The sequence below is a fragment of the Ruminococcus sp. CAG:379 genome (assembly GCF_000434255.1).
GTDB classification, from domain to species: Bacteria; Bacillota; Clostridia; order Oscillospirales; family Ruminococcaceae; genus Ruminococcus_F; species Ruminococcus_F champanellensis.
Genome location: NZ_FR894903.1, coordinates 1 through 5,452 on the forward strand (window position 1 = coordinate 1; position 5,452 = coordinate 5,452).

Below are 5,452 nucleotides of genomic sequence, written 5' to 3' on the forward strand. Positions count from 1 at the left end.
CTCCCAGTCATGCCCCAGTGCAGGATGACTTTCCAGGGGAACTTTCCGTACTTCGCTGCATACCGTGCAGGTTTCTACGATATAGGCAGGCTCTGTACAGATTGGCCCCACCATACCGCTTGTTGACCACTGATGTGCACAGGTGGAATACTGCAGTTCAAACTCTGCCATCTGAAAAACGTCCCCGTCCTCGATTGCCGTGATCTCCAGTTTGAAATACCGATACTTATTAGATGTAGCCGTAAATGTGAAATCATAGGATGCATAATTTTCATTTTGGAGTACAGTGTCATTCGTGACCGCATGGATGGTTTCCCAGTTGGCACCTGACTCATAGTCATTGCAGCCATAAAGGGTCCAGCTCTCGGGATTTCTGCCGATTGCGGTTGCGTTGTCATTACCGGTGGTAATGGTGTATCCACTGACATAGATCTCCTCCGATGCCCGGAATACCGCCTCTGCACCGATAAAATACTCCACACACCACTTCGAGAAATCATCCTGCGTCTTTTTTACGTCAAGGATCTTGTCGTAGCTTTCTTCTTCACTCACGCCGGCTGTACCATATATGGGTGTGAAGGTCACGCTCTTCGCCGCCCAAACCCTGCATGCAGGCAGTCCTGCGGCAGGGAGCATGGTCCATACCATCAGCACCGACAGCAGCATCGCCAGCCATCTTTGTTTTTGCTTCATACCTCTACCTCCTGAAACTCTGTGTCTGCATAGCCGGAAACAGAACAGCAATGCCTGATTGCCTCTGCAACCACGGCTCCATTCACCGGCTCTGCGGTAAAATACCGACAGTCCACCCGGTAAGACTGGGCGCCAAAGGCCGCATCCTCTGCAAACCACACCAGTGACGCCTTGGGGCAAAGCTCGTGGGCGGCTATAGCAGCCTCCATTCCTGCAGCGCCTGGAACAGCAATGCAAATGATCTCCGGCACACTGCTGCGGAGCGCTGCAAGATATGCGTCATAGCTTTCCGGTGTCAGAAAATGCAGCAGCCTGTACTGCATGGCAGCCGTATCCCGGATCATATCGGTCAGGGCAGTACCGTCCCTGCCGTAAACTACAATGTCCACATGTCTCCCCCTTTCCTGCTGTGCAGCATAAAGCAGCACCGTGCAAAGCATGCCCAACGGTTCTGCCCAACATATTCCGCACAAGTCTCGTGCGGTGCTGCATACATTATACAATCCGGATTATGAAAACGCAAGCATTTTTACTCAATTGGTCAAAATCCTACTCAATTGGTCATATGCCATGTTCTTCATTTCTATTTTATCCAACAAAAACGGCAGCACCATGCAAAGCCGATCCGGCACATGATACTGCCTAAAATAACAGACAAAAGGAGTAAAGGCAACACCGCACAAGAATGTGCGGCAGCCCGTTTATGCATCCAGCGCAATATGCCGCATGGAGGGTTCGATGAGATTGGGCGCATGGGTCACCATAATGACAGTTTTGCCCATTTCAGAGAAAGACTTGAGAATTCCCATCACCTGCGCTGCATTGTTCGGATCCAGGGAACCGGTTGGCTCATCCGCCAGGATCAGACTGCATTGCTTCATCATAAGCCGTGCAAGGGCAATGCGCTGCTGCTCCCCGCCGGACAAAGAATATACCATTTGTTTTTCCTTGCCTGCCATACCTACACGCCGGAGAGCATCCGCCATAGAAAGACTGCTGCGGGCATCCTTTCGGATCATGTCCAGATTTTCCGCAACGGTTTTCCGCTCTACCAGGGCAAAATTCTGAAACAGGAAGCCCACTTCATGCCGGTAGTAGTGCATAAGGTTTTTTCCCTTAGCCACATTGAAGTCTCCCACGAGAATGTCGCCGCTGTCCACTGGCTCGATCCCGCCGATCATGTGCAGCAGGGTGGTTTTGCCGCAGCCGGAAGACCCGGTGAGCACCGCAAATTCCCGGTCTGCAATCTGCATGGACAGGTCATCAAAGATCACATGACCGCCAATTGCTTTTTTCACATGGTTTATCTGAATCATAACGCACCGCCTTTGAGAATTTTGGATAGCTGCTGCGCTTCCAGCTTCCGGATCATCCGGTAGATCAGCGCTATATTGATCGCAGTCAGCAGACAAGGCACTGTCAGCACAAACAACGCATGCTGCATTTCGGTTTTGTATACATAGATCCCTGCAGCGAGCAGATTGATGCCGCCGATCACTAGTGCGGTCACAAAATACCGCCGATTTTTCTGCAATATGGACTCCCCAAGGGTTTTCCGGATGGCAAGCTCAGTGGCATTCACTTGATAATCCAGTTGCAGGATGGTACGAAGTACGGATACATACAGCAGGATCATCAGAACGGTTACCAGCAAAAATACGGCAATCAAAGATTTTTGCACCTGATATTCGATCTGGAATTTTTCGTACACGTTGGTCATACTGATCTGCAGCGCATAATCCTCTGTCAGCTTTTCCATGCTCCGGGCATCCGGGATCCGGTAAACAGAGCCGGTTTCCAGATAATCGTGTCGGGTGCCCTCCCCTGCATGCGCTTTCTGCAACTGGTCAGCGGCAATCAGCACTGCTGGAGTCTTGTAGAACGTGAATCGGCTGTTGGCAAACTCCCGGAAGCATAGCAATTCCTCATCAGAAGCATATGACAAGTATTGGATCCGTTCCTCCGAGGGTCTCTCCCCTTCTGCGCTTTCATAATGATCCAGAAGCAATGCGGCTGCCGCCTCCTGCTCCAGTGATGAGAAGTGCTCCGGCAGCAGTAAAACCGCATCATACTGTGCCAGATCAGCCTGCGCCGCCTCCGGATACACGCTCTGCACATAGTCCAGCGCCCGGTGATTGCAGTAGACCAGGTGTATGGACAAATCCTCCTGTCCGATACTATCCAGTTCCCCGGATATATCCTGCATGCAGACCGGAGCAAGCTGTGTATCCGTTTCAGAAAGGAACCGCCGTTTTTCCAGCAGTCCTTGACGAGAACTGTCATCCGGCTCCTCCGGGTCAACGACAGTCGCCAGAGGCTGAACGCTCAGAAAACCGTAATCCTGCATGCTTTTGAAAAAGGCATCCGCCTTTTGATACTTCCCGATGGAAGGAATCGCAGACAGCATGGACAAAATCACAAGGCAGCTCAGCAAAGCCGCCCCATTGCCCAGCAGAGTGAGCATGGCAAGAAGCCGGTTGGACAGTTGATGCCCGTACAGCATTTCCTTTGGCTTGATCCGGAGCAGATGCAGATTCACAAGCCATACTCCCACCAGGAAAGGAATAAAAAGCCAACGAATATTGGCGTAAAACCGGAGGGTCTGGGTATATGTATCCTGCACCAGGCAGCAGCCGGCAAACAGGACGGAAAAGACCAGCGTGTCCGTCAGACAGAACCGCAGATAGTGATACCAGGGACTATCCCCATGCAGCACCCGAATGGCGATCTCCTTCTTTTCAAAGGAAGCGTCCAGATAGCAGTAAAACAGCATCATCAGGTATACCAGCACAAAAATACCTGTAAGGAGCTGTGTCCGTGACCCTACCTTGGCTTTGGCGGTCTGGATCATGCTGCCGTATTGGATGTACAATTCCTCCGCCGCAGCGTCACAGTCTGCCGGATCTCCCACCAGATACCCATAATACACACTGTTCCGTTCTTCCTGATTTTGCATCAGCACCTCCAGCGTATTCCTGGACACGGTGCATTCGTTTCCCAGCACATCCTGCATAATCCCCGGCTTCAGCCCAAGATACGCCTGCCATGCGTCCTGCCGGTCTGCATCGGTATAGAAGGTAACCGTACTTTTTTGCAGTCCTGTATTCCGGTTTGTGACACCGCAAAACAGCAGATCATGCCGCCGGGCGATCTGATCCAGCTCCTGAAAATCCACCTTTGCCGGATTGGATATGACCAGCTTATAGGTATTGGGCAGCGCCTGGGGGAATCCGTCCAGATTGAACAGCGCCAGCAGTACCGTGGCGGCGGCAAACAGAATCAAAGCGGTGATATACTTTCCCCGTTTCATATGTCTCCTCCCGACTGTCAGAAACAGAACGAGGGAGCATCCAAAAAGGGTGCTCCTGCGTTCTGCGTGAATTTTACCAATAGATGCATCCAGTGTAGGTCACTGCACTTTCGTTCCGCACATATTTATAGCAATATGTGCTTTTCCAGAAGCCATTCGCACGCCGGGTCTTGCTGTAGGTAAACTTCCCATCGTTATTCAGCTTGCTGTCCATGTAAAATCCGGTCTGATCGTTTGCTGTTCCGACCCAGGCATGGGTATACTCACTGCCGACCATTTCCGGATTATAGGCAATAATCAGGTTCGCAGAATGTTTGCCGTTCTTGTACAGTTTGTGGGTTTCGGATGACTCGCTCCATTTTCCGATTTTGTAAAATCGGTCGCTTGGATTCGAGTAGGATCTCTGCTTAATATCCCGGTAATTATGTGCCTTGTCGTTGTTGTCGTAGTATTTTGCGGACGCAGACAAGGGCAGGGCAGTGAGGGCGGAGCAGGCAACGATACCTGCCAGAATGAGGGATGTTAACTTGTTCTTCTTCATGTCTTTCTCCTTTTGTCATATAGAATGTTTCTAATCAAGCATTGGCGCGCATAATGCTGAAAAGCAGGTTTAAAAATGAAAGAAAATTCTACTGCATTCCCGTCATGGTATTGGTGGTCTCAATAAACTCCATGAGTTCCGGCAATGCCTCTCGGTAGATGGCAAGATCCGCAGCAGTTTGTTCATCCTCGTTCAGAAGTTTTCCGTTTGCATCCAACACCAAATAAGAATCCCGATCCGTTTCCGTCATTCTTGAAACATCAAAAGTGTAATCCTTAAACTTGCCGTTGAATCCAAGAGGTGCCACCATACTAACCGAAAAATCTGATCCGGACATATTATAGGGGATATAGTCCACACTACCATCTTCATTGACGATACAATGATCGTCATCGATTCCAGTGGCAGTGGTAATACCAAAAGAGCAGCAGAAATTGCCAAATGTGGGAACACGATAAAAACAAGTCCAATAGGTTTCTTCCATATCCGTAGAATAAATGGTCAATCCAGGACTAGAGGGAGTATATTGGTCAATCGCAAACCCATAGGATTCTGCCGGCATGTGGGGTAGACAGACAGCGTAATAATAATACAGCCAGGCGCCGGAGTACAGCAGTGCGCCGCCCAGCAAGATGGATACGATCCAGATCAGAATCTTTTTCTTTTTTGTCATGATTGCCCTCCGTTGTCACAATAATGCGAATCCACATACGTTTTAATTTTTTATCAATCATATTATATCATATATTTTTTGTAATGTCAATAGTCCTCAAAATTTTTATTAAAAAAGATAAGACAGTGTGTTTTTGTCGCATAGCCATCTGAAAAATGCTACTGCACTCCCGTTACAGTATTGGTCACTTCAATAAACTCCATGAGTTCCGGCAATGCCTCTCGGTAGATGGCAA

The 5,452-nt window shown here is 49.5% G+C and carries 6 protein-coding genes; all 6 read right to left on the bottom strand.

Translation table 11 applies throughout. From position 1 onward, the window contains the following. Positions 1-693: hypothetical protein (locus QVO51_RS07300; protein WP_288167984.1), on the bottom strand; the 693-nt coding region annotated here is incomplete at its 3' end. After that, positions 690-1,082 carry a hypothetical protein gene (locus QVO51_RS07305; protein ID WP_022357853.1) on the bottom strand — a complete coding sequence of 131 codons (393 nt, stop codon included), beginning with the start codon at positions 1,080-1,082 and terminating at the stop codon, positions 690-692. The genes QVO51_RS07300 and QVO51_RS07305, both read right to left, overlap by 4 nt. Before the next feature lie 312 nt (positions 1,083-1,394). Continuing rightward, on the bottom strand, positions 1,395-2,009 hold the full coding sequence (locus QVO51_RS07310) for a cell division ATP-binding protein FtsE (RefSeq protein ID WP_022357854.1): 615 nt from the start codon (positions 2,007-2,009) through the stop codon (positions 1,395-1,397). Next, positions 2,006-4,003, bottom strand: a complete 1,998-nt coding sequence (locus QVO51_RS07315) for a hypothetical protein (protein ID WP_022357855.1) — start codon at positions 4,001-4,003, stop codon at positions 2,006-2,008. Before QVO51_RS07315 ends, QVO51_RS07310 begins: the two co-directional genes overlap by 4 nt. 73 nt (positions 4,004-4,076) lie before the next feature. Next, positions 4,077-4,544 (bottom strand): hypothetical protein, encoded by a 468-nt coding sequence (locus QVO51_RS07320; protein ID WP_022357856.1) that lies wholly within the window; start codon positions 4,542-4,544, stop codon positions 4,077-4,079. A gap of 88 nt (positions 4,545-4,632) precedes the next feature. Then, positions 4,633-5,217, bottom strand: coding sequence for a hypothetical protein (locus QVO51_RS07325; protein WP_022357857.1), 585 nt, complete (start codon positions 5,215-5,217; stop codon positions 4,633-4,635). Positions 5,218-5,452: the final 235 nt, after the last annotated feature.